Origin of the sequence: Novosphingobium capsulatum NBRC 12533, from assembly GCF_001598375.1 — a bacterium.
GTDB classification, from domain to species: Bacteria; Pseudomonadota; Alphaproteobacteria; order Sphingomonadales; family Sphingomonadaceae; genus Novosphingobium; species Novosphingobium capsulatum.
This window is the reverse complement of sequence record NZ_BCYV01000021.1, coordinates 27885-50690: the sequence shown is the minus strand read 5'-3', so window position 1 is coordinate 50690 and position 22806 is coordinate 27885. Positions and strand designations below refer to the sequence as shown.

23 protein-coding genes and 1 pseudogene are annotated in these 22806 nt (G+C 65.1%); 17 read left to right on the top strand and 7 right to left on the bottom strand.

Annotated features, from left to right (window positions below):
* Positions 1–174: 174 nt before the first annotated feature.
* From SCA01S_RS17920 to fabI, 4 genes are read left to right on the top strand one after another with little or no spacing between them, the layout of a single operon-like run.
* Positions 175–1896 carry a PHA/PHB synthase family protein gene (locus SCA01S_RS17920; protein WP_062787965.1) on the top strand — a complete coding sequence of 574 codons (1722 nt, stop codon included), beginning with the start codon at positions 175–177 and terminating at the stop codon, positions 1894–1896.
* Between the two features lie 3 nt (positions 1897–1899).
* On the top strand, positions 1900–3327 hold the full coding sequence (locus SCA01S_RS17915) for a bifunctional enoyl-CoA hydratase/phosphate acetyltransferase (RefSeq protein WP_017501312.1): 1428 nt from the start codon (positions 1900–1902) through the stop codon (positions 3325–3327).
* Positions 3320–4510, top strand: a complete 1191-nt coding sequence (locus tag SCA01S_RS17910; protein ID WP_026109209.1) for an acetate/propionate family kinase — start codon at positions 3320–3322, stop codon at positions 4508–4510. The genes SCA01S_RS17915 and SCA01S_RS17910 overlap by 8 nt, the downstream gene beginning before the upstream one ends.
* Positions 4507–5280 carry an enoyl-ACP reductase FabI gene (fabI, locus tag SCA01S_RS17905; RefSeq protein WP_021245226.1) on the top strand — a complete coding sequence of 258 codons (774 nt, stop codon included), beginning with the start codon at positions 4507–4509 and terminating at the stop codon, positions 5278–5280. Before SCA01S_RS17910 ends, fabI begins: the two co-directional genes overlap by 4 nt.
* 27 nt (positions 5281–5307) lie before the next feature.
* Here fabI and SCA01S_RS17900 read toward each other — a convergent pair whose 3' ends face one another.
* Positions 5308–5727 carry a hypothetical protein gene (locus SCA01S_RS17900; protein WP_017501314.1) on the bottom strand — a complete coding sequence of 140 codons (420 nt, stop codon included), beginning with the start codon at positions 5725–5727 and terminating at the stop codon, positions 5308–5310.
* A gap of 281 nt (positions 5728–6008) precedes the next feature.
* On the opposite strand from SCA01S_RS17900, the gene atpD reads away from it, so the two are divergent.
* The 10 genes from atpD to SCA01S_RS17850 all read left to right on the top strand — a co-directional run bounded on the left by atpD (position 6009) and on the right by SCA01S_RS17850 (position 14240).
* Entirely contained in the window at positions 6009–7415 is a 1407-nt protein-coding gene (gene atpD / locus SCA01S_RS17895) for a F0F1 ATP synthase subunit beta (RefSeq protein WP_438943869.1), read from the top strand.
* Complete coding sequence (locus SCA01S_RS17890) at positions 7412–7822, top strand: F0F1 ATP synthase subunit epsilon (protein WP_017501317.1); 411 nt, start codon at positions 7412–7414, stop codon at positions 7820–7822. The genes atpD and SCA01S_RS17890 overlap by 4 nt, the downstream gene beginning before the upstream one ends.
* Positions 7819–8094, top strand: coding sequence for an AtpZ/AtpI family protein (locus SCA01S_RS17885; protein WP_021245229.1), 276 nt, complete (start codon positions 7819–7821; stop codon positions 8092–8094). The genes SCA01S_RS17890 and SCA01S_RS17885 overlap by 4 nt, the downstream gene beginning before the upstream one ends.
* Positions 8091–8357 carry an ATP synthase subunit I gene (locus SCA01S_RS17880; protein WP_017501319.1) on the top strand — a complete coding sequence of 89 codons (267 nt, stop codon included), beginning with the start codon at positions 8091–8093 and terminating at the stop codon, positions 8355–8357. Before SCA01S_RS17885 ends, SCA01S_RS17880 begins: the two co-directional genes overlap by 4 nt.
* A complete protein-coding gene (locus SCA01S_RS17875; RefSeq protein WP_047169224.1) occupies positions 8354–9055 on the top strand; it encodes a F0F1 ATP synthase subunit A in 702 nt (233 codons plus the stop codon). The genes SCA01S_RS17880 and SCA01S_RS17875 overlap by 4 nt, the downstream gene beginning before the upstream one ends.
* The gene (locus SCA01S_RS17870; RefSeq protein WP_017501321.1) at positions 9052–9294 is read left to right on the top strand and encodes a F0F1 ATP synthase subunit C; all 243 of its coding nucleotides are present in this window, start codon (positions 9052–9054) and stop codon (positions 9292–9294) included. Before SCA01S_RS17875 ends, SCA01S_RS17870 begins: the two co-directional genes overlap by 4 nt.
* A 1-nt stretch (position 9295) precedes the next feature.
* A complete protein-coding gene (locus tag SCA01S_RS17865) occupies positions 9296–10045 on the top strand; it encodes a F0F1 ATP synthase subunit B family protein (RefSeq protein ID WP_017501322.1) in 750 nt (249 codons plus the stop codon).
* Positions 10029–11549: a F0F1 ATP synthase subunit alpha gene (locus tag SCA01S_RS17860; protein WP_062787963.1), complete on the top strand. Its 1521-nt coding sequence runs from the start codon at positions 10029–10031 to the stop codon at positions 11547–11549. The genes SCA01S_RS17865 and SCA01S_RS17860 overlap by 17 nt, the downstream gene beginning before the upstream one ends.
* Positions 11546–12394 carry a F0F1 ATP synthase subunit gamma gene (locus SCA01S_RS17855; protein ID WP_062787961.1) on the top strand — a complete coding sequence of 283 codons (849 nt, stop codon included), beginning with the start codon at positions 11546–11548 and terminating at the stop codon, positions 12392–12394. Before SCA01S_RS17860 ends, SCA01S_RS17855 begins: the two co-directional genes overlap by 4 nt.
* Positions 12395–12473: 79 nt before the next feature.
* Positions 12474–14240 carry an oleate hydratase gene (locus SCA01S_RS17850; RefSeq protein WP_062787960.1) on the top strand — a complete coding sequence of 589 codons (1767 nt, stop codon included), beginning with the start codon at positions 12474–12476 and terminating at the stop codon, positions 14238–14240.
* A 143-nt stretch (positions 14241–14383) separates the two neighbouring features.
* Here the strand turns inward: SCA01S_RS17850 and SCA01S_RS17845 are convergent, their stop codons facing one another.
* The 5 genes and pseudogenes from SCA01S_RS17845 to SCA01S_RS17830 form a co-directional block, all read right to left on the bottom strand.
* Positions 14384–15004, bottom strand: coding sequence for a response regulator transcription factor (locus SCA01S_RS17845; protein WP_030541612.1), 621 nt, complete (start codon positions 15002–15004; stop codon positions 14384–14386).
* A 593-nt stretch (positions 15005–15597) separates the two neighbouring features.
* A pseudogene (locus SCA01S_RS22870) lies at positions 15598–15794 on the bottom strand (hypothetical protein); the annotation flags it as partial.
* Between the two features lie 169 nt (positions 15795–15963).
* Positions 15964–16848 carry a ribose-phosphate pyrophosphokinase gene (locus SCA01S_RS17840; RefSeq protein WP_062787958.1) on the bottom strand — a complete coding sequence of 295 codons (885 nt, stop codon included), beginning with the start codon at positions 16846–16848 and terminating at the stop codon, positions 15964–15966.
* Positions 16845–18383, bottom strand: a complete 1539-nt coding sequence (locus SCA01S_RS17835) for a thymidine phosphorylase family protein (RefSeq protein ID WP_062787956.1) — start codon at positions 18381–18383, stop codon at positions 16845–16847. The genes SCA01S_RS17840 and SCA01S_RS17835 overlap by 4 nt, the downstream gene beginning before the upstream one ends.
* The gene (locus SCA01S_RS17830; protein ID WP_174544810.1) at positions 18380–19840 is read right to left on the bottom strand and encodes an MBL fold metallo-hydrolase RNA specificity domain-containing protein; all 1461 of its coding nucleotides are present in this window, start codon (positions 19838–19840) and stop codon (positions 18380–18382) included. Before SCA01S_RS17830 ends, SCA01S_RS17835 begins: the two co-directional genes overlap by 4 nt.
* A 252-nt stretch (positions 19841–20092) precedes the next feature.
* Here SCA01S_RS17830 and SCA01S_RS17825 point away from each other — a divergent pair, with 252 nt between their 5' ends.
* From SCA01S_RS17825 to SCA01S_RS23045, 3 genes are all read left to right on the top strand, one after another.
* Positions 20093–20356 (top strand): DUF2933 domain-containing protein, encoded by a 264-nt coding sequence (locus SCA01S_RS17825; protein ID WP_062787952.1) that lies wholly within the window; start codon positions 20093–20095, stop codon positions 20354–20356.
* Positions 20353–21096 (top strand): methyltransferase family protein, encoded by a 744-nt coding sequence (locus SCA01S_RS17820; RefSeq protein ID WP_084391110.1) that lies wholly within the window; start codon positions 20353–20355, stop codon positions 21094–21096. The genes SCA01S_RS17825 and SCA01S_RS17820 overlap by 4 nt, the downstream gene beginning before the upstream one ends.
* Before the next feature lie 401 nt (positions 21097–21497).
* Positions 21498–21845 (top strand): winged helix-turn-helix transcriptional regulator, encoded by a 348-nt coding sequence (locus SCA01S_RS23045; protein ID WP_084391109.1) that lies wholly within the window; start codon positions 21498–21500, stop codon positions 21843–21845.
* Positions 21846–21912: 67 nt separating this feature from the next.
* Here SCA01S_RS23045 and SCA01S_RS17815 read toward each other — a convergent pair whose 3' ends face one another.
* Positions 21913–22323, bottom strand: coding sequence for a hypothetical protein (locus tag SCA01S_RS17815; RefSeq protein ID WP_062787950.1), 411 nt, complete (start codon positions 22321–22323; stop codon positions 21913–21915).
* Positions 22324–22806 lie beyond the last annotated feature (483 nt).

The window sequence follows — 22806 nt, the reverse complement described above, 5'->3', positions numbered from 1 at the left end:
TTTGGCCGCTTTTCATACAGCAATGTCGTGCTGAGCTCTGACTTCTGGGGCTGGCATATGCGAGGCAATCCCTCCGTAGGACTACGGAGTGCGCAGAGGCTTCCTGCGCTTCAGGGCTTGTTGCACCGCAGCAGGAGCGAAAATGTGCAGAGTCGAAGCAATATCCCTGACCCGTTGGACGGTCTGGCCACGACGCTGGATCGGTCGAGCTTCGCCGCCATCGCGCAGCTGACTTCAGGCCAGTCGCCCGCCACTTTGGCGCAGTCTTTTTCCGACTGGTGGACGCACATTCTCTGCTCGCCAGGCAGGCAGCTGCAGCTCGCCGCCAAGGGCGGGCGCAAGCTGATGCGGCTCGCCGACTATGCCATGCGCAGCGCATCCGGCAGCGATCCCGAGCCGGCGATCGATCCGCTGCCCCAGGATCGGCGCTTCGCCGACGCAGCCTGGAAGCGCCATCCGTTCGACCTGATCGAGCAGGCCTTCCTGCTCCAGCAGCAATGGTGGCATGCCGCGACGACCGGCGTGAGCGGCGTCACCGGGCACCACGAAGCGATCGTCGAGTTCGCGACCCGCCAGATGCTCGACATGGTGTCCCCGACCAATTTCATCCCGACCAACCCCGTGCTCCAGCAGCGCATCCTCGAAACCGGAGGACAATGCCTTGTCGAGGGTGCGCGATTTTTTTGCGACGACCTGGAACGCCTGGTACGCGGGGAGCCCGCAGCGGGCACGGAGGCCTATCGGGTCGGCGAGAAGGTCGCAGCCACGGCTGGCAAGGTCGTGTTTCGCAACAGGGTCATGGAACTGATCCAATATGCGCCCGCAACCGAGACGGTGCGTCCGGAGCCGATACTGATCGTGCCGGCATGGATCATGAAATATTACATCCTCGACCTCTCCCCGGAAAATTCGCTCATCCGCTGGCTGGTAGGGCAGGGCTACACCGTGTTCTGCATCTCCTGGCACAATCCCGACAGCGCCGACCGCGATCTCGACATGGAGGATTATCGCCTGCTTGGGCCGATGGCCGCCGTGGATGTCATCCAGGCGATTACCGGCACCGAGAAGATCCACGCGGCCGGCTATTGTATCGGCGGCATGCTGCTCGCCATCACCGCGGCCGCGATGGCGCGCGATGAAGATAAGCGTCTGGCGAGCGTCACGCTGTTCGCCGCCCAGACCGAGTTTAGCGAGCCGGGCGAACTTGGCCTGTTCATCGACGAGGCGGAAATCAACCTGATCGATGCGATGATGTGGGCGCGCGGCTTTCTCGACAGCAGTCAGATGGGCGGCGCCTTCCAGATGCTGCGATCCAACGATCTGGTCTGGTCGCGCATCCTCTCGACTTATCTCATGGGCGAGCGCGAGCCGATGACCGACCTCATTGCATGGAATGCCGACGGCACCCGCATGCCCTATGCCATGCACGCGCAATATCTGCGGCGCTTGTTCCTCGACAATGACTTGGCCGAAGGGCGCTACGAGGCCGGCGGCCACCCGGTCTCGCTCTCGGGGCTGCGCATGCCGATCTTCATGGTGGGCACGGAAACCGACCACGTCGCGCCGTGGCGCTCGACCCACAAGCTCCACATGCTGACGGGCGCGGAGATCCGCTTCGTGCTGGCGAGCGGTGGCCACAATGCCGGGATCGTCTCCGAGCCCGGGCATCCTCATCGCCACTTTCGCGTCGCGACACGGATGCAGGATGGCCCGGCGCCAGGTCCCAATACCTGGCTGGAGCGGGCCGAGCTGCGCGAAGGGTCGTGGTGGCCGGAATGGAGTTCATGGCTTGGATCGCACTCGGGCAAGGCGGCCGCCCCACCGTCGATGGGCGCGCCCGAACGGAACTATCCGCCGCTCGGTGATGCCCCCGGGCGCTACGTGCTGGAGCGCTGAGCCATGGCCACCGCCAACCTCATCGAGAACCGCACGTTCGACGAGATCGCCGTCGGCGACACGGCCAGCCTCACCCGCACGCTGACCGCCGACGACATCCAGCTCTTCGCGGCGGTGTCAGGCGACGTGAATCCGGCGCATCTCGACCCTGTCTATGCCGAAACGGACATGTTCCACAGGGTCATCGCTCATGGCATGTGGGGCGCGGGGCTCATCTCGGCGATCCTGGGAACCGAGCTGCCAGGGCCCGGTGCGATCTATCTCGGCCAATCGCTTCGCTTCACCCGCCCGGTGGGCGTCGGCGACACCATCACGGCCTGCGTCACCGTCGCGCAGAAGCGCGCCGAGCATCATGTCATCGTTCTCGACTGCACCTGCGTGAACCAGAAGGGCGAGACCGTCATCAGCGGCCAGGCCGAGGTCAAGGCGCCCACCGAGAAAGTCAGCCGGCCCCGCATGCCGCTTCCCGACGTGCGGATCGCCAGCCACGACCGCTTCCGCCAGTTGATGGCGCGCGCCAAGGACGGATCTGCGTGCGTCACGGCCGTGGTCCATCCGTGCAGCGCCGACGCCATGCGCGCAGTGGCTGAGGCCGCCGACGCCGGCATCGTCGTTCCGATTCTCATCGGCCCTGCGGCGCGTATGACGAATGCGGCGAAGGACGCCGGTGTCGATATTGCGGCCTTCCGGGTGATCGACGTCCCGCACAGCCACGCCGCCGCCGCCGAAGCCGTCGCGCGCGTGCGGGCCGGCGAAGCCGCGCTGCTGATGAAGGGCTCGCTTCATACTGACGAGCTCATGGGCGCGGTCGTATCGTCCGACACGGGCCTTCGGACCGAACGCAGGATCAGCCACGCCTATGTGATGGACGTGCCCGGCTATCCGCGCCCGCTCATCATCACCGACGCCGCGATCAACATCGAGCCGACGCTTGAGGACAAGGCCGACATCGCGCGCAACGCGATCGACCTTGCCCATGTGATCAGGATCGAACAGCCCAGGGTCGCGATCCTCGCCGCCGTCGAAACGGTCAATCCGAAAATGCGCACCACATTGGATGCCGCGGCGCTCTGCAAGATGGCGGACCGGGGCCAGATCGAAGGCGCGCTGCTCGATGGCCCGCTCGCCCTCGATAATGCGATCAGCGAGGCGGCCGTGCGCGAGAAAAGTATCGTCTCGCCGGTCGCCGGCCAGGCGGACATCCTGCTGGTGCCCGATCTGGAGGCCGGCAACATGCTCGCAAAGCAGCTGACCTTCCTGGGCGGCGCCGATGCCGCAGGCGTGGTGCTCGGCGCGCGCGTTCCGATCATCCTCACCAGCCGGGCAGACAGCGTGCGCACGCGCCTCGCCTCCTGCGCGCTCGCGGTGCTGCTGGCGCGGGCTGCGACCAAGGCGGCTCCCGGCGTTGCGGGACAGCGCCGCGATGGCTGAAATCCTGTGCCTCAACGCCGGTTCGTCGAGCCTTAAGTTCGCGCTCTACGCCGAGCCGGGCACTGATGAGCCCTCTTTGCTGGCGAGCGGCAAGATCGAGAATATCGGCCTTGAGCCGCACCTGATCGCGCGCGATGCGAAGGGGGATGTCCTTGCCGAGCGGCGCTGGACGAAAGACGGCACGATCACGCACGAGACGCTGCTCGAGGATTTGCTGCGGGAGATCGAAGCCTCGGTCGGCGACGATCTGATCGCGGTAGGACATCGGATCGTTCATGGCGGCACCGACTATTCAGCGCCGGCGCGGGTCGACGCGCCACTCCTCGCCGCGCTCGAGGCGCTTTGCCCACTGGCGCCATTGCATCAGCCCCATAATCTCGCCGCGGTCCGCGCCGTCTCCAGGCTGCGCCCCGCTGTGCTGCAAGTCGCCTGCTTCGACACCGGCTTCCATCATGGCCAGCCCCCGATCGCGACGCGCCTCGCGCTGCCGCGCGCGCTTGGCGAAGAGGGCATGCGGCGCTACGGTTTTCACGGCATCTCCTACGAATATATCGCGCGGCAGCTGCGTTTGATCGATCCCGATACAGGCGGTGGCCGCACGATCGCCGCGCATCTCGGCAACGGGGCCAGCCTTTGCGCGATGGCCGGGGGGCGCAGCATCGACACGACGATGGGGTTCACCGCGCTCGACGGGCTGGTGATGGGCACGCGCTGCGGCGCGCTCGACCCGGGCGCGGTGCTCTATCTTTTTCAGCAGAAGGGCATGACGGCGCGCGAAGTCGAGCATCTCCTCTACAGCGAGTCCGGCCTTTTGGGCGTGTCCGGCATCTCCAGCGACATGCGCGCGCTTCTCGGCAGCGAAACGCCCGCCGCTGGGGAAGCGATCGAGCTCTTCGTCTGGCAGATCGCGCGCCAGGCCGGCGCTCTCGCGTCCTCGCTCGGGGGTCTCGACACATTCGTGTTCACTGCCGGGATCGGCGAGAATGCGCCTGAAATTCGCGCCCGCGTCGCCGGTCGGCTCGGCTGGCTCGGCGTGGACCTCGACGCGGACGCGAACCTCCGAGGAGATGCAGTCATCAGCGCGCCGTCCAGCCGTGTCGCCGTCCGCGTCATCCCGACCGATGAGGAAAGGATGATCGCCATCCACACCGCCGATCTTCTGCGTGAGGAGCCGAAACCATGAAACCTCTCGTCGATCTTACTGGCAAGCGCGGCCTGGTGATCGGTATCGCCAACGCGCATAGCATCGCGGCGGGTTGCGCCCAGGCCTTTCACGACTGTGGCGCGAGACTGGCGGCGACCTATCTCAACGGAAAGGCCGAGCCGTTCGTGGCGCCCGTCGCGGAGACCCTGGGAGTCGAATGGCTCGCCGCGTGCGATGTCCGGGTGCCGGGCGAACTGGAGGCCCTGTTCGAGCGGGTGAAGTCCGAATGGGGCGGCCTCGATTTCCTGCTTCACTCGATCGCTTTCGCGCCGAAGGAGGATTTGCACGGCCGCGTCGTCGACAGCTCGGCCGAAGGCCTCGCGCTGGCGATGGACGTCTCGTGCCACAGCTTCCTGCGCATGGCGCGTCTCGCCGAGCCGCTGATGTCGGATGGCGGCTGCCTGCTGTGCGTCACCTTCTACGGGTCGGAGCGGGTGGTCGAGCACTACAACCTGATGGGGCCGGTCAAAGCGGCCCTCGAAAGCGCGACCCGCTATGTCGCGGCTGAGCTTGGCCCCAAGGGCATTCGCGCCCATGCGATCTCGCCAGGCCCGATCGCGACCCGCGCTGCCAGCGGCATCGACCGCTTCGACGAGCTGCTCGAACGGGCCGCGGCGACGGTCCCGCAGCACCAGCTCGTGACCATCGAGGATGTCGGAGGGCTCGCCGCCTTTCTGGTGAGCGATGCCGGCCGCCATATCACCGGCACGATCATTCCGGTCGATGGCGGTCAGCACCTGCTCGGCTAGGGCGGCTCGCCGCGATCGGGGGCTATCCTATTTGTCGCTGGTGGCCTGCTTCTCGCCGTCGCCCGGGCTTTTCTGCCCGAACCATGGTCCGACAATGGCAGCAAAGGCATCCAGCGCCCCGGGAGCCGTCGGAGCGCTCGCGACGGCCTGCCAGGCCTGCTGCCATTCCTCGAACGCCGATCTTGTGCCGGCAATCATATGCTCGCGGACCGTGGCCATGTCCTCGAACAGTGCCCGCGGTCCGGCCGGGCTGACCGCGCCGGCGTCCGACGTCTTGTCCGTCGCGCCCGCAATCGAGGCACGCGCCTCTTCGGCGAAGCGGCCGGCGGCGCGGTTGCCGACCTCGAGCGACTCTTCGCCACCTTTCCGGGCGACTTCGGCGAGCTTCAGCATCAGGCCGACATTCGCTTTGGCGAGCGCGGCGAGTTGATCAACGGGATAGGGCATGAAACGGTGAACCTTTCTCTTCGCGTTTGAGCTCTGGCATATCGGGCATAGCGCCCTGGCCTTAGGCCCATCGCGTCGCGCCGCCGTTATTCGGCGAGGCTGAATCAGAGAGAATCGGTAACTCTACGTATGCCGAATCTGCGGCTTGCCTGCGACGCTCAGCCAATGCACTTTTGGCTTGTCGTCCATGTCGTGCCCGCGGGCAGCGACTTCTACCCGTCCCGTCATGATCGCGGCACGGTCGGGCATGATTATGGTCTGACCCGGCAACCGGCATGGGCGTGATACCGTCCATAGCCAGGCTCGGCCGGATTGCGGCGCTGCGCGGTCCCGTCCTCGACGTCGAGTTCGACGAAGGGCCGCTGCCCGCGGTCAATGAAGCGCTGCGCGTCGATGCGTCGTCAGGCCCGCTGGTCGCGGAAGTGCAGAGCCATATCGATGACCGCACCGTCCGCGCCGTCGCGCTTCAGCCGACCTCCGGTCTCGCTCGGAATGTCGGCGTGATGGCCTTGGGCGCCCCCATCGCGGTCCCGGTCGGAGACAAGGTTCTGGGGCGGCTCCTTACGCCGACCGGGCAGGTGGGTGACGGCGGCGCGCCGCTTGGGCCGGATGTCCCATTGAGGCCCATTCACCGCGCCCCCCCGCCGCTCGACGAGCAGAGCGCGGCGACGGCGATGTTCGAGACTGGCATCAAGGTCATCGATCTGCTCGCGCCGCTCGCCCAGGGTGGCAAGGCGGCAATGTTCGGGGGCGCGGGGGTGGGGAAGACCGTGCTGGTGATGGAACTCATCAACGCGATGGTCGCGCGCTATGAAGGTGTTTCCGTCTTTGCCGGCATCGGCGAGCGATCGCGCGAGGGCCATGAGCTGCTCACGGACATGCGCGGCTCGGGCGTGATCGACAAGACCGTGCTCGTTTTCGGGCAGATGAACGAGCCGCCGGGCGCGCGCTGGCGGGTAGGGCTGACCGCGCTCACCATCGCCGAACATTTCCGCGACGAGCAGAAGCGCAATGTCCTGCTGCTCATGGATAATGTGTTCCGCTTCGTCCAGGCCGGCAGCGAAGTCTCCGGCCTGCTCGGACGCATGCCTTCGCGCGTCGGCTACCAGCCGACGCTGGCCAGCGAAGTGGCCGCGCTGCAGGAGCGCATCGCCTCGGTGCATGGGGCGGCGGTGACCGCGATCGAGGCGGTCTATGTGCCCGCCGACGATTTCACCGACCCTGCGGTCACCGCCATCTCCGCCCATCTCGACAGTTCCATTCTGCTCTCGCGCGCCATGGCGGCCGAAGGCATCTATCCCGCAGTCGATCCGCTGGGATCGTCGTCGATCCTGCTCGATCCGCAGGTCGTGGGCGATCATCATTACGCGCTCGCCCAGCAGGTCCGGGAGACGATCGCGCATTATCGCGAGCTTCAGGACATCATCTCGCTGCTCGGTATCGAGGAACTGGGCCGCGAGGATCGGCTGATCGTCGGCAGGGCGCGGCGGCTGCAGCGCTTCCTGACCCAGCCCTTCATGGTGACCCAGGCCTTCACCGGGCAAGCCGGCCGTTCTGTGGCGCTGGCCGATACGCTGCAGGGCGTCGCGGCCATCCTGGCCGGCGAGACCGACGACTGGCCCGAGAGCGCCTTCTACATGGTGGGCGATATTGAAGAGGCACGCTCTCGCGTGGGGGAGGGCGCATGAAGCTGCGGATCACCGATCCGACCGCGATCCTCGTCGACACGGACGTCAGGTCGGTTCGCGCCGAGGATGCCAGCGGCAGTTTCGGCATCCTGTCGGGCCACGCCGATTTCCTGACCGCGCTTGGCGTCTCGATCGTCTCCTGGCGGGGCCTCGATGGCGCTCCCGGCTATTGCGCGGTGCGCAACGGCATTCTGACCGTGAGCCACGGCACGGAGGTCGCGGTCGCGACGCGCGAAGGCCATGTCGGCGATGACCTCGGAACGCTCGAGCATGACGTGCTCGCGCGCTACCGCGAGCGCGACGAGGGCGAACGATCCGAACGGACCGCGTCGGCGAAGCTCAGGATGCAGGCGATCCGCCATATGGTCGAGGCCCTGCAGGGTGGTGGCCGGGAGCTTGGTCTGTGACCGCGGACAAGCCCGAGCAGCCGATCGTCGAAGCCATCCGGACCCGCGCGGAACGGCGGCGGCTTGCGCAGCGGCTTCCTTCCGTCGCCCGCAATCTCGGCCAGATCGGCGTGCTCGGCTGGCAGATCGTCCTGCCCGCGCTGGTCGGTCTCGCGATCGGCCGCTGGCTCGACCACCGGCTGGATAGCGGCATCTTCTGGACCGCGCCGCTCCTGCTCGTCGGGCTCGCCCTCGGCTGCTGGTCGGGCTGGCGCTGGATGCACCGGCAATGAGCCAGCTCTCCCCCATCCTGTTCCTGGCCCTCGGATTTGCGGTCGGCCTCGCCCATTTCGCGGCCATCGCCAGAGAAGCCGACCTCGTCACCCATGGCGGCCCGGCATCGCGCGCGATCCTGCTCAGGCTCGGGCGTCTCGCCGTCACTATTCTGGTTCTCGTCATCGCCAGCCGGCAAGGGTGGCCGGCGCTTCTTGCCGCTACAACCGGCTTCATGGGCGGGCGCCAGATCATGCTCCACCGGCTCGGAGGCGCCCGATGAAATTCGCGTCACCACTTGAAAGCCATGTGCTGTTCGCGATCGGTCCGGTGCCGATCAGCCAGCCGGTCGCCACGACCTGGGGCATCATGGCCTTCCTTACAATCGGAAGCTGGTTGCTGACCCGCCGCCTTGCGTTCCGCCCAACCCGAGCCCAAGCGGCGCTCGAGCTGGTCGTCGAGACCATCGCCGGCCAGATCCGCGAGACGATGGAGGCGGAGCCGCGGCGTTATCTGCCGCTGATCGGCACGCTGTTCCTGTTCCTGCTGGTCGCCAACTGGTCGTCGCTGATCCCCGGCGTCGAGCCGCCGACCGCGACCCTCGAAACCGACGCGGCGCTTGCGCTGATCGTCTTCGGCGCAACGCTCTGGTTCGGCGTCCGCGCGCTCGGGCCCAGGGCCTATCTCGCGACCTTCGCGCGCCCCTCGATCCTGCTCGCCCCGCTCAATATCGTCGAGCTCTTCACCCGCAGCTTCTCGCTGATGGTGCGCCTGTTCGGCAACGTCATGAGCGGCGTCTTCATGATCGGCGTCGTGCTGAGCCTCGCCGGGCTGCTCGTCCCGATCCCGCTCATGGCGCTCGAAATGCTGACCGGCGCGGTCCAGGCCTACATTTTCGGCGCGCTCGCCATGGTCTTTATCGGGAGCGCTATCAGCGAGAACGGCGCCCGCCCGCCATCCAAACAGGAGTCCCCCGCATGAACTGGATCCATCTCGCCAGCATCCTCGGCGCCGCTTTCGCGATCTCGATCGGCGCAATCGCCCCGGCGCTCGGGCAGGGCAGGGCCGTCGCCGCCGCGATGGACGCGATCGCGCGCCAGCCCGAAGCCGCCAACACCGTCTCGCGCACGCTGTTCGTGGGCCTCGCGATGATCGAGACGATGGCGATCTACTGCCTCGTGATCGCGCTGCTGCTGCTCTTCGCCAACCCGTTCGCCTGACATGCGGATCGACTGGTGGACGCTCGCGCTGCAGGCGGTCAATGTCCTCATCCTCGTGTGGCTGCTCGGACGCTTCCTGTTCCGTCCGGTGATGGATGCCATCGCTGCCCGCCAGGCATCGGCCCAGGCGCTGCTCGACGAAGCGCGGGAGGCAAAGGACCGGGCACAGGCCGAAGCGCAGGCGCTCAAGACGCAGAATGACGGCTTCGTCGCGGATGCGGCGGCTCGCCGCGCCGAGATCCGGACCGAGGCCGAAGCGGAGCGCCAGCGCCTCCTCGCGCAGGCCAGGCTCGAGGCGGACGCCGTCGTCGAGCAAGGCCATGCGGCGATCGATGCCGAACGCGGGCGGGTGGCGGCGCAGTGGCGGGAAAAGGCAGCGAGCCTCGCCGCCTCGATGGCAGGCACGTTGCTCGCTCGTCTCCCGCCCGAGCAGACGGTGCAGGCCATGGTCGACGCGCTCAAGGCGCGGCTCGGGGACCTTTCCGAGGCGGATCGCCGCAGCCTGGCGGCCGCCGGGCCCGTCACCGTCGCGACGCCCGCGCCGCTGACGGCCGATCTGCAGACGCAGGTAGCGCGCGCGCTTGGCGAAATCCTGCCGGATACCGCGACCCCGATCTTCGCGGTCGATCCAGATCTCATCGCCGGCGCGGAGCTTCGCACGCCCCACGCCGTCGTGCGCAACAGCTGGCGCGCCGATCTCGACGCCATGGTGGAGAGCCTCAATGAGGACAATCATGCCCGGATCGCCTGAAGACTGGCTGACGCAGGCCCAGAGCTGCATCGCGCGCGCCAATCTCGGGCCGCGTGTCGATGCAATTGGCCGGGTGGAATCGATCGGCGACGGCGTTGCCATGGTCTCGGGCCTTCCGGACTCGCGCCTCGACGAATTGCTCTATCTCGCCCGGGGCCAGACCGGATTCGTCCACACGCTCGACCGGGACCGGATTGGCTGCGTGCTGCTCGACGATGCCGCACAGGTGGAGGCAGGAGACACCGTAACCGGCTCGGGCGAGGTGGTGCGCGTGCCGGTTGGCGAGGCATTGCTTGGCCGAGTCGTCGATCCGCTCGGCCGTCCGCTCGATGGGGGCGCGCCGATCCGGGCCAGGCGCTTCGATCCTGTCGAACGGCCGGCGCCGGCGATCATCGAACGCGACCTCGTCGTCCAGCCGGTGCAGACCGGCACGCTCGCAATCGATGCGATGTTCGCCATCGGCCGGGGGCAGCGCGAACTCATTCTCGGTGACCGCGCCACAGGCAAGACGGCGCTCGCGGTCGACACGATCATCAACCAGCGCACCAGCGACATGATCTGCGTCTATGTCGCGATCGGCCAGAAAAGCTCGGCGGTCGCGCGCGTGGTCGATCAGGTGCGGCGGCATGGCGCGCCGGACCGCACCATCTTCGTCGTGGCGAGCCCCGCCGCGGCGCCGGGGCTGCAATGGATCGCGCCGTTTGCGGGCTTCACGATGGCCGAGTATTTTCGCGATGGTGGCGGCCATGCGGTGGTGGTGCTCGACGATCTCACCAAGCATGCCGCGACCCATCGCGAGATCGCCCTGCTGACCGGACAGCCGCCCGGGCGCGAGGCCTATCCCGGCGACGTCTTTTTCCTCCATTCCCGCCTGCTCGAACGTGCGGCGCGTCTCTCGACGGAGAAGGGGGGCGGTTCGCTCACGGCTCTGCCGATCGCGGAGACCGATGCCGGCAACGTCAGCGCCTATATCCCGACCAATCTGATCTCGATCACCGACGGTCAGATCATTCTCGACGCGAAGCTGTTCGCGCAGGGGCACAAGCCCGCCATCGATGTGGGCACGAGCGTGAGCCGGGTCGGCGGCAAGACGCAGCTTCGCGTCCTGCGCGACGCGAGCGGGACCATGCGCCTCGACTATGCGCAGTTCCTCGAGCTCGAGATGTTCACCCGCTTCGGCGAGCAGCCCGAGCCGCGTGTCCGCGCCCAGATCGAACGCGGCAAGCGCTTGCGCGCCTTGCTCGTGCAACCGCTGTCGAGTCCCCTACGGGTCGTCGACCAGGTGGCGCTGGTCGTGGCGCTCGGCGAAGGGTTGCTCGATGGCATTGCGGTCTCGGAGATACCGTCGCTCCGCGCGCGGCTGCCTGCCTGGATCGACGATCACGTCCCCGATCTATGCGCGCAGATCGAGCGGACTGGACAGATCGACACCGCGCAGCGGTCCGCTCTGATAACGACGGTGAAAGCGCTGATCGAAAGCCAGCCGGCCGGTTCTGCATCATGAGCGATCGCCTCGCCGAGATCGGCCAGCGGATCGAGAACGTCCGCCAGCTCGGTGCGGTGGTCAACGCCATGCAGGGCATCGCCGCGCAGCGGGCGCATCAGGCGCGCGCGCTGCTGCCTGCGGTGCGACGCTATGCGGAGACCGCCCGCACCGCCATTGGCCAGGCGCGCCGCCTTGACGAGCCACTGGCGCGTTTTCCGGCGCGGGCGGTCGGTGGTGCGAGAGGCGGCCTTATCCTGTTCGGTGCGGAGCAAGGCTTTGCCGGGGCTTTTCCGGAGCAGCTGCTCGACGGCGCCGCGGCCGACATGCAGGACAGGCATATCCTTCTGATTGGCGCGCGCACGGCCACGCTTGCGGCCGAGCGCGGTCTGCGCATCGCATGGAGCGCGAGCATGCCGAGCAAGGCCGATGCGCTGCCCGCACTCGCGACAAGCATCATCGACGCGCTGTACGACTATCTGGACGAGACCGGCGCGGTGCCCATCACCATGGCTTATCCGGTCTGGAGCAGCGGCAAGGGCGTCTCGATCGTGCGCGCGAGCCTCCTGCCGCTCGACCTCGACACTTTCCCCGCGTCCACGGCGGATTTGCCGCCGCTCGTCAATATCAACGCGGCGGACCTCATCGGCGACCTGACGGTAGAATATGTCTTCGCCCAGATCTGCGCGGCTGCGGTCGAGACGTTCGTCGCCGAGAACGAGGCACGGCTGCGCACCATGGCGACCGCCCGCAGCCACATCGATCGCAAGGGCGAGGCCCTGCGCCTCGAGGAGCGCCTCACGCGTCAGGATCAGATCACCAGTGAAGTCGTCGAACTGAGCGGCGGGCGACATCGGCGAGAATGAATGCAGGGCAGGCATTTCTGCTGTGCAGCAAGAAACCGCAGAACCGCCATTGTCGTCGGGATCGAAGAGGGAGTTCGTCATGCACTATAGTAGCGGGAACTACGAAGCTTTCGTGCGGCCCCGCAAACCTGAGGGCGCCGACAGGAAGACGGCCTGGTTCGTCGGCTCGGGTCTTGCGGGACTGGCAGGCGCGGCGTTCCTGATCCGCGACGGCGGCGTCGCCGGCGAGCATATTACCATCCTTGAGGAGTTGCATATTCCCGGCGGCGCGCTCGACGGCCTCGACGTCCCCGAAAAGGGGTTCGTCATCCGCGGAGGGCGCGAGATGGAGGAGCATTTCGAATGCCTCTGGGATCTCTATCGCTCGATCCCGTCGCTGGAGATGGAGGATGCGAGTGTGCTCGACGAATTCTACCGGCTCAACAAGGACGATCCGAATTTCTCGCTGCAGCGCGTCACGCAGAACCAGGGCCAGGATGTGCCCGACAAGGCTTTGCTGACACTCGGCGATCGCGCGCGAAGAGATCTGATCTCCGTCTTCCTCGCGACGCGGGAGGAGATGGAGAACAAGCGGATCAACGAAGTCTTCGGCGATGATTTCCTCAGGAGCAACTTCTGGCTCTACTGGCGCACCATGTTCGCCTTCGAGGAATGGCATTCCGCGCTCGAGATGAAGCTCTATCTGCATCGCTTCATCCACCATATCGGCAGTCTGGCGGATTTTTCCTCGCTCAAGTTCAACCGCTACAACCAATATGAATCGATGGTCCTGCCGTTGGTCAAATGGTTGCAGAATCGCGGTGTCAGATTTCGCTACGGCGTCGAGGTCACCGACGTCGATTTCGACATCCAGCCCGGCCGCAAGCAGGCGACCCGGATTGCCTGGATCGAAAACGGCGTCGAAGGCGGCGTCGATCTCGGCGCCGATGATCTCGTCTTCATCACCATCGGATCGCTGACCGAAAATTCCGACAATGGCGATCATCATACACCGGCCAGGCTGAATGAGGGGCCGGCGCCGGCCTGGGACCTGTGGCGCCGGATCGCGGCCAAGGACCCGGCCTTTGGTCGTCCCGACGTGTTCGGATCGCACATCCCGGAAACCAAATGGGCGTCGGCGACCATCACCACGCTCGACGCGCGCATTCCGGCGTACATTCGCAAGATCGCCAGGCGCGATCCGTTCAGCGGCACGGTGGTGACTGGCGGCATCGTCACGGTCAAGGACTCGAGCTGGCTGCTGAGCTGGACGGTCAGCCGGCAACCCCACTTCAGGAAACAGCCGAAGGACCAGATCGTCGCCTGGTTCTATGCCTTGTTCGTCGACCGGCCGGGCGACTATGTGAAGAAGCCGATGCAGGACTGCACGGGCGAGGAGATCACGCAGGAATGGCTTTATCATCTCGGCGTGCCGGTCGAGGACATCCCCGGCCTCGCCGCGACGGGGGCGAAGACCGTGCCGGTGATGATGCCCTACATCACCGCCTTCTTCATGCCGCGCCAGGCCGGCGACCGGCCGGACGTGGTGCCCGAGGGCGCGGTCAACTTCGCCTTTGTCGGCCAGTTTGCCGAGTCGAAGCAGCGTGATTGTATCTTCACGACGGAATATTCGGTGCGCACGCCGATGGAGGCCGTCTACACCCTGATGAAGGTCGAACGCGGCGTGCCGGAAGTGTTCAACTCAACCTATGATATCCGCACGCTTCTGGCCGCAATCGGGCCGCTTAGGGATAGCAAAGGGATCGACATTCCCGGCCCGTCCTTCCTGCGCAAGCTGTTGATGAAGAAGCTTGAAGGCACAGAGATCGCCCAGCTGTTGGAAGAGTTTCATCTCCTTTCGCGATAGCAATCAAGCGCGACCCTTCGCCTGGGCTCACGAAAATTCCGCCAAAAGCTGATGAACAACGTCGATGCATCCCGGCAGGCACTATGTCCGCGCCATCAGGTGACACGCAGAGATTCAACCGCAGCAGCCCTGGCCGCCTTTACCTACAGCGGCCTTCCCATTCCAGCCGCAAAGGCGATCCGCAAGGTTTCGGCAAGGGTACGGACTCCAAGCTTGGACATGATGCTCGCGCGATGGACTTCGACCGTCCGTGAAGAAATGCCCAGATCATAGGCGATGGTCTTGTTCGGAAGGCCTTGCGCAAGGCCTTCGAGAACATCCCGTTCGCGCGGTGTCAGTAGATCGACCTGTCGGCATGCCTCGGCTTCTTCGAGAGCGCGCCCCTCGGCCGTGTCGATGCGCGCGAACGCTCGGTCTATCGCATCGAGCAGCAGCGCCCGTTCGATAGGTTTGGCCAGGAAATCGACAGCACCCGCCTTCATCGCTTGGACAGCAAGCGCAATGTCTCCGTTGCCGGTCAGCATCACGACTGGCATGCTTATATCCATCTGCGTCAGCGCTGCCTGAACCTGTAGACCGTTCATGTCCGGCATGTGCATGTCGAGAACGATGCTACCTCTTTCAGCTTCATCTGCAATTTTCAGAAAGTCGACTCCCGAGCCATAGGTCTCGACGGCAAATCCCGCTGTCCTTAATGTGAATCCTACAGCTTTCCTGATTGTTTCTTCGTCATCAATGACATGAACGACGCGCTTGCTCTCCATGGCCCCCCGGACGTGTTGGCATTGCTGCGCACCCCAGCGGGCACAGCTTCAAAGGGGAGACCTTCTACGGGTAGGACCATGGTCCAAGGTCAAGGCCGAAATACCGCCGCATCACAACAGGCAAGGCAGGTGCTCGGCGAGAGGGGGGTAAGCGACCCGGCATCATGTGCCGAACTTTGCGAGATGACCGCTCTTGCGAACGGGGCGGCGCTCCCTCTGGTCTCCCGGCGGCAAGGCGCCGCAAGACGCTGCCGCCGGGAGTGGGCACGCCTCTTGGGGGATGAGCGCGCTGGTTGCTCCTAAGCTCGACGCGTCATGTTGTCATGGCAAGAAGCTGATAATCGCTATTCTGTGTCAGCAGCGCGCCGTAACGCCGATGTCCGGGGCGGATCGCAGCTCCGCTCGCGCGCCGCTACGGCACGGCGAATCCGATTCAGCACGAACCGGTGATCATAGGGTTGTGAGATCGAAGGCTGATCATCGCAGAGATCGCCCGCCTTCCGTGTCGCAGTTTCGATATTCCCGGCGAGGATGGCACCGATACCGGGTTGTTCCTGACGAACCAAGGATGCCAGGCCCGCGCCGCGCTCAGCGCGATCGAGCCAGCGCAGCGCTGCCATCACATCGTCGACCGGCACCGGGATGCTGGCGGGCGACGGAGGGCCGGTTGGCCCTCGACGGCGGAGCGATCGGACGCCCAGGATGCAAGGATGGCGGGCTTCACTTCGGGCTCAAGCTGCGGGTGCCGAGCAACGATGAAGGGATCAAGGAACGAGCGTGTGTGCGACATGACATATCCTCCTTTCCTGCCGCGACTTTCTCCGAAAGCGGAGTTCCCGGAAGATTGGTTCGGACTCGCTTAGGTTCAATGAATGGGAATGCGCCCGGCGTTTGCCGGGCGTTCGTTTTCATCGTGCATTGAGCATTGAGTACTGAAGAACTGACGCGCAGCGCACCGTTCAGATCCCGCGGCGAACGGACTCCGCAATCGCCGGCATCACGTCGATATCATTCGAAGTATGTGCAACAGCGTTCGTGCTGACGATCCTCTCGACGAGCCCACCCAGGACTTGCGCTGCATCGCCGGCGAAAAGCGGATGCACGACCACGCAATCCGGTCGCGTGAACCCCATGTCGACCAGCTGGCGCGCCGCCTCGGCGAGGGTTCGGCCGGATGAGGCGATATCGTCGACCAGCACCGGCTGGCGATCGAGAAACGCTGGGGCATTCGGAATCGAGATGGTGACGTCACGGTCGCCGGACCGGATTTTCTCGCACACGAGAAACGGAGCATCGGCATCGGCCGCCACCTGCGAGACCCACTGTTCGCTTTCCAGGTCCGGACCGATGATCAGCGGACGAGCGACATTGCGCTTGATCCACGAGGCCAGAAGCGGCGCGGCATGAACGACCTGGGTCGGGATGCGGTAGATTTCCGACAACGCATGATAGCGATGGAGATGCGGATCAACCGTCACCAGCCAGTCGAGATGGCGAGACAGGATCGCGGCAAAGGTTCGCGACGTCACCGCCTCGCCGGGATGGAAGCGAATGTCCTGGCGCATGTAAGCGAGGTAGGGGGCGACGAGCCCGATCCTGCGAGCGCCCAGATCGCGCGCGGTGTCGGCTGCGAACAGCAGCGGCAACAGCTTGGCGTCCGGATGATCGAGACTGCACAGCAGGATGACCTCGCGGTCGCTGATGTCGCTTACGACCCTGAGATAGGTTTCCCCGTCAGGAAACTGACGATGCTCGATCGTGCCGACCTCTGCATCGAGCGCGGCGGATAGCGGCTGTGCCAGGGCCTCGCTGCCAGACAGCGCGAACAGCACGGGACGGTTCATAGCGCTTCAATCCCGAAGATCGGCCCGTCGCTCACCGCATAGGCCGCCGCATAGTCGAGCTCGCCCGGGCTCTCGGCATGAATGGTGCACAAGGGAGCCCCGGCATCCACCATCTGGTTCAGCCGACACTGCAGCGCGACGCCGGCGGCCTTGGCCATCGGCGCGCCGGCAAGCTTCGCGACCGTCGCGAGCTTGCGATTGTCGATACTCACCAGGCGGCCGCTATAGGGAGCGATCATATCCTGTTGGAACCGGGCGACCGGTGGAGCCCGCATGCCGCCCTGCGCTTCGCAGATACGTTGGAACTTGGCCCAGGCCCGGCCGCTTTCGAGGCACGCCCGCGCACGCGCATAACCTTCGCGGGCCGGGGCTGCGTCCGCGAGCTCAAGCAGTCCTCCCGCCAGCTCGCAGGCCCGGTGGGCGAGATCCTCGGCGCCCGGCTGCCCCTGGAGCACGGCAAGGATATCCTGCGCCTCGAGCGCCGGACCGATGCCCCGTCCGATCGGCTCGGCGCCGGGGCCGCGCATCACGCGCGTGCGAAGCCCGAAGGCTTGGGCGACAGAGCTCAGCGCCCGCTCGAGCGTGTCGGCGGCATCGGCGCCGCGTACCTTGGCGGTCGGCCCGACCGGGATGTCGATGACCAGATGGGTCGCACCGGCCGCGATTTTCTTGGACAGCACCGAGGCGACCATCTGCCCGACGGCATCGATATCGAGCACGCGCTCCACGCCGATGATCACGTCGTCGGCAGGGCTGAGATTGACGGCGCCGCCCCAGGCGATGCAGCCGCCTTCGCGCTCGACCACCTTGCGGATTGCGGAAACGTCGAGGTCGACAGGTGCCAGCACCTCCATCGTGTCCGCCGTGCCGGCCGGCGAGGTGATCGCCCGCGACGATGTCTTGGGCATGATCAGGCCCTCCGCGGCCATGATCGAGACGATGATCGGCGTGGTGCGATTGCCCGGCAATCCACCGACGCTATGCTTGTCGACGATGACCGTTCCGGGCCACTGCAATCGCTCGCCGACATCGACCATCGCCCTGGTCAGGCTGATCGTTTCGTCCGTATCGAGCGGGACCGCTGAGCAGGCCGTGACGAATGCCGAGAGATGGACATCGCTATAGCGTCGCTCGGCGATGTCGGTGATGATCGCTGAAAAAGCCCCGTCACTGAGACGATTGCCATAGATGCGCCGACGTACTTCGGCGAGCGAGGCGAGAGGCTGGGCGTGCGCGATCTCGACCGGATCGCCCTCGCTGACGCCGAGCCGCTGCCATGCGGATTCGGACAGGCCGATCTCGCCGGGCGCTGGAGCCTCTGCGGAACTGTGCAGCAGCGAGACGACGATTTCCCGCCCGCCAGCGCGCAGCGCGACCTGCGCGCGGGACGCAAGACCTTCCGAGCGGCAGACGGGACAGTCGTGGCGCATGACCGCGATCAGATCGCTTCCGGCAGCCGACAGGCCGATGCGGCGTGCCCGCAGCGTCGTCGCGACAGGCTCTGCTTCGGCGTCCTTGATGATCCCGGGCTTCACGCGAGCATGCCCCAGCTACCCAGCGCCGGTACGCTGCATGCCCAGCCCAGTTCCTCCGAGACACGCTTCGCCAGGACCTGGGCGCCGGTCGGCTCGCCATGGGTGACATAGACATGGCGCGGGGCCTCGTGCAGCGAGCCGAGCCAGCGCATGAGCTCGTCGCTGTCGGCATGCGCCGAGAGCATCGTCAGGTTGGCGACCTCGGCTTCGACGGGGATATACTCGCCGTGGATCTTGATCGTCCGGGCACCCCCGATCATGGCGGCGCCGCGGGTGCCCGCCGCCTGGAAGCCCGAGAAGAGGATGAGGTTCTTCCCATCCGGCGCGAAGCGTTTGAGATGGTGGAGCACGCGGCCGCCCGTTGCCATTCCACTGGCCGAGATGATGACCTTTGGGGCGGGGTTGGCGGTGAGCTCCTTGGATTCTTCCACTTCGCGCACATAGTGCGCGACGCTGCACGCCGCTTCGCACTCGGCGCGGGTCAGGCGATGCTCGTCCATGAAATCGCACATCAGCCCGCTCGCGTTGATCGCCATCGGGCTGTCGAGGAAGATCGGGATGTCGCGGAGGCGTCCCTGCGCGCGCAGACGCGAGAAATGATAGAGAAGCGACTGAACCCGTCCCACGGCGAAGGCCGGGATCACCACCGTCCCGCCTCTCTCGACGCATCGCTCGACATGATCTCCAAGCGTCTTTGTCGGATCGACCTGCTCGTGGCGCCGATCGCCATAGGTCGATTCCACCAGGACATAGTCGGCGCGCGCGGGCGGCTCGGGATCCTTCATCACCGCATCGCCGTAACGGCCGATATCGCCTGAGAAGAGGATTGTCCGTCCCTTCCAGTCGATCTCGATCGACGCCGCGCCGAGGATGTGGCCGGCGCGATGATAGCGCACCCTGATGCCGTCCGTGACTGCATGCCACGCTCCGAACTCGATCGGGCGGAAGAGCTGCAATGCCAGACGCGCGTCGGCCTGGGTGTAGAGCGGCAGCGCCGGCTGGTGCCTTGAGAAGCCGTGCCGGTTGGCGAACTCCGCATCCTTTTCCTGCAGATGGCCGCTGTCGGGAAGAAGGAGCTCGCACAGGGCCGCGGTTGCCCGCGTGGCAAGGACGGTACCGTCCCAGCCCAGGCGCGCCATGCGCGGTAGCGCGCCCGAGTGATCGAGATGAGCGTGGGTCAACAGGACCTGGCCGACATCCGCGACTTCAGGTGGAATTGGCGCCCAATTAAGGCGGCGCAGATCCCTGGGTCCCTGAAACAGGCCGGAATCGACAACGATCTGAGTTTCACCATCGTCCACCAGATAACGCGACCCTGTGACCGTTCCCGATCCGCCGAGAAAGGCGACGCCGAGACCATCGGCCGGGCGCTTGGCCAGATCGATCCTTGCTTCGCGCTCAAGGACGGTCACGCCGGACTGGTTACGGGAATGGTGCCGTTTCTTTCTCTTGTGCATGGACGCGGGCCTGCCTCTCACGATTATGTTCGTGAGCGCAGCATTGGTTCGCGGACGCCGCACGCCTATACGCAAAAGCCGCAGCACGACTGCTGCTCCCCGGCAGCTGCGTCGCGCGAACGCCGGTGGCCGATCCGATCGATCACCTTACCCATGCTTGCGCGATGCCCGGCGGACTTCGGTCTCTACTTATACCTTGCTCCTTGGACTCGAGCCTATGCTGGCTGGACGTTGACCAGAAGAGGACGGCATATGGGCGAACATGACCATCGCATGCGCAAGCGCGGCAAGATCGTTCTGATCGGCTTCCTGCTCGTCGCCAGCTTCTTTCTCCTCACCGAGCACACCGCGCACTTCCTGGGTGTGCTGCCCTATCTCATCCTGCTCGCCTGCCCGCTCATGCACCTGTTCATGCACCACGGCCATGGTGGGCATCAGCATGGCCATGAGCCCGGTCAGGCACCCGCCGGCTTGCCGGCCAATCCCAACGGCCGCATCGAAGGAGAGCCGCGATGACGCACGCCGACTATGGCTATGGTCTGTGGGGGCTCGCGCTGGTCAATGCCGCCGTTTTCATCCTCTTTGCGTTCAGCTTCTTCAAGCCGGCAACGCGGCGCGACTGGCGCAGCTTCGGCGCGTTCAGTGCGTTCATCGTCGCGCTCTTCGCCGAAATGTATGGCTTCCCGCTCACCATCTTCCTGCTGTCGGGGTGGCTCCAGTCGCATTTCCCCGGCGTCGACTGGTGGAGCCACGATGCCGGCCACCTCCTGGAGATGATGTTCGGCTGGAGGGTCAACCCGCATTTTGGCCCGTTCCATCTTGCCAGCTTCGTGCTGATCGGCACGGGCTTCTGGCTGATCTCGGCCGGATGGGCGCCGCTTCACGCAGCCCAGCGCGTTCACAAGCTCGCGACGACGGGAATCTATGCCAGGGTCCGCCATCCGCAATATATCGGGTTCATCCTCGTGATGCTCGGTTTCCTGGTGCAATGGCCGACGTTACTTACGCTCGCCATGTTCCCCGTGCTGGTCGTGATGTACATCCGGCTAGCCCGGCATGAAGAGAAGGCGGCGCTCGCAGAATTCGGGAATGAGTATCGCGACTATATGGCACGAGTGCCAGCCTTCGTTCCCCGGCTAACGCCTCGGCCCGCGCGTCCTGTCCGTTCATCCACGCCCTTGGAGAGGCAAGGCGCGGCTCGATCGGGGGCGGAACAGGCTTTAGCCAAAAAGCACGATTGGCCGCGCCGAGGCTGAGGGGTTGGGCGTCGGGGTGCGTATTACATTCGAGCGATGGAGCTTACGCCGATGGCCACCGCATCTCGGCACGTTGATTTGAGATGCGGCCCACGCTCGTTTCGGCGGATCGCACGGAGGGAAATCTGTTATGCCTTTCGATGCGACGTTGTTCATCAAAACTCGGATTGCGCCGGCCGTCGAAAGGTGCACCCGCGCCCCGAAACAGTCTGCCGTCAGCCGGATGAACACATGCCGAGGCGCCCTTAACCTCCGCTTGGAACTAACGCTCTCGCGGCTCGCACTCTCGTCTCAACACTTTTTCCGTAGCGGATAACCAGCCCCTCTGCCGCACCAGGATCGGGTGCTGCGGAAGATCTGGCGCAGTCCCGCCGCCTCCTTGATGTTAAGAGAGTAATTGGATGGGTATCGAGACACAGAGCCAAGTTCATCGATCAATAGACCCCGCTGCAGCCGACGCGATATTTCAAACCCTGAGCGCACGTTGGGTGTTGCACATCCTGGTAGCGCTGAGCAAAGACGATCTCCGCTTCACGTGCCTTCGCCGAGAGATACCGAGGATCAGCGCCAATGTGCTTACGGTCCGCCTGAGGGAACTGGAAGCGGCATGTCTGGTCTCGAGGACGACTTCGCCGCCACCGGATTCCTATCAACTTTACGGACTGGGGCCGTTGGCACATGGGTTGCGACCGGCGCTGCAACATCTGGAGCAATGGAGGATACAGCTCGGTGTATTCGGCAAGACCTAGAGCTCCGATGATTCCATCGTGGATCGGAGTCGATTGCCGCGCCTGCGGAATGCTCGCCGCCCGTCACTCAATGCTCGGGGAGAAGGACCGCCGCAACCTCGCGATAATCGACAGGGTGGATGCGGTCTTTTGATTGAAAGCGCGCAAGATCCAGGGTTTCATCGCCAAACGTCACCGCGATCGAGTTTATGAGATAGGCGCGCGTCCGTGAATATGGCAGGATCCAGATCGCTCGCTGGGTGGGAATATTTTGGCGAAGTCTGGTAAGTTTGAGTGCCAGCAGCCGGCTCGGCTCATCATTCGACCCGACAGCGAGCAGCGTGGTCCCGTAGAACTTGTTCGGGGTTCGCCAGGACAATATCTGGCTGACCGTCGCCCGCTCCTCGACCAGCTTATCACATTGCCCGGCATATCGGTCACCGATCGCCCGTGACATTCCGACACCGATGCTGTCGCCAATGATAAGGCACGCGAACATCGAACATCCTAATAAAGACAGGTTTCAGGGCCACCCGCCTCGCCCGTCATCGACCGTGCAAGTGAGCCAGCACCTCTTAGTCTTTCATGGGCAGAACGCGCGCTGCAAGCGCTGAAATATCGGCTTCCCCAAGAATGTAGGAGGCGCCCGTTTCGGAAAAGAATAGTTGTACGCGCTCTTCCTCTGCGGTGGGCGGGCAGATTGGCGCCGTAGAATGACTGTCACTCCAGGAAGCGTCGACAAACTGAACAAGCTCAGACCAGGCCCTGATACCGTCGTCGTGAATCGTGATGCGTTCCCGTCCACGAAATAGGATAACAAGCACTGATACCTGCATGATACCTTAACGGTTGATGTGTATGGTCGATGGCTTGGCACGGTCCTCAGGCTCCTGACCGTGGTAGGCCGAGTACAGGCCGAGATCGCCGAAAATCGTCTCCGATTTGGAGCGATGCTGCATTATCGGTCGCTTCCCCTCGTGAA